The following is a 1,253-nucleotide window of genomic DNA, read 5'->3' on the forward strand; positions in this document are numbered from 1 at the left end:
CGCCAGAAGGGCATGCTCATGCAGCGCGGGCCGCCGCGGCCGCGGGAGAGCTCGGCGGAGGGCACGACGAGAAGGTCCAGGCCCTCCTTGTACAGCACGTCGTTGGTGACGGTGTTGCGCGCGTAGACGCAGATCTTGCCGGGCTCGACGCACAGGGTGTTGGAGCCGTCGTTCCACTGCTCGCGGGAGGCCGCGATCGGGTCGCCGCCGCCGCAGGGGATCAGCTTGACCTGGTCGACGCCGGTGGCGTCCTCCAGGACGTGCTCGAGGGTGTCCTCGATCAGGCGGATGTTCACGTCGCCCGGGTTCTTGCCGGCGGTCAGCTCGTAGACGCGCAGGGTGCCCATGATGGCGGGGTGGATCGTGAACTTATCGACGTCGATCTGGGTGAAGACCGTGTCGAGGTGCATGAAGGCGCGCGAGACGGGGATGTCGAAGGCCAGGATGCGCTCGACCTTGGAGTCGGAGTTCCAGAAGATGTTCTGGGCCATGACGTCGATAGCGGCGGCCTGGGTGCGCTGGGAGATGCCGACGGCGAGGGTCTTCTCGTTGATGTTCAGCACGTCGCCGCCCTCGGTGTGGAACTGGCAGTCGCGGCGGAAGTACAGGGAGACGTCCTTGTAGTCGGGGTGGTACTTGAAGACGTACTTGCCGTACAGGGTCTCGCGGTTGCGGGTGACCGAGTACATGCGGTTGAGGTTGACGCCCTCGCCGACGACCGCGAACGGGTCGCGGGTGAAGTAGAGGTTGGGCATCGGGTCGATGATCAGGTCGGACTCGGACTCGGAGTTGACCAGGGAGTCGAGGGTCGTGGACGCCGTGAGGGGCATGTCGATCTCGGCCTTGGTCATGCCGGCCATGGTCTTCTTGACGAACTCGAGGTTGTCCTCGATGGAGTCCAGCTTCTCGCGGACGATCTGCGGCATCTGCTGGCCGCGGATGCCTGCCTCGGCGATGTACTGGTCGGTGAACTCGGCGCGGGCGCCGGGGACCTGGTCGAACACCTCGGCGACGAGGTTCTCGAGGTAGAGGACCTCCACGCCCTGGTCCCTCAGGATCTGGGCGAAGGTGTCGTGCTCCTGCTGCGCGACCTCCAGGAACGGGACGTCGTCGAACAGGAGTCGCTCGAGCTCGTCGGGCGGCAGGTTGAGGAGCTCGTCGCCGGGACGGTGCAGGCAGACCTTCCTGAGCTTGCCGATCTCGGAAGGCACGTGCAGACCTTTCGTCATGGCCTCCTACCTTTCTTTCGGGCC

The 1,253-nt window shown here is 65.5% G+C and carries 1 protein-coding gene; it reads right to left on the reverse strand.

The window, feature by feature from the left end:
- On the reverse strand, positions 1-1,229 hold a 1,229-nt coding region (gene arcA, locus DW171_RS10035), incomplete at its 3' end, for an arginine deiminase (RefSeq protein WP_089573698.1).
- Positions 1,230-1,253: the final 24 nt, after the last annotated feature.

Origin of the sequence: Collinsella sp. AM15-2, from assembly GCF_003471985.1 — a bacterium.
In the GTDB taxonomy this organism is placed as follows: domain Bacteria; phylum Actinomycetota; class Coriobacteriia; order Coriobacteriales; family Coriobacteriaceae; genus Collinsella.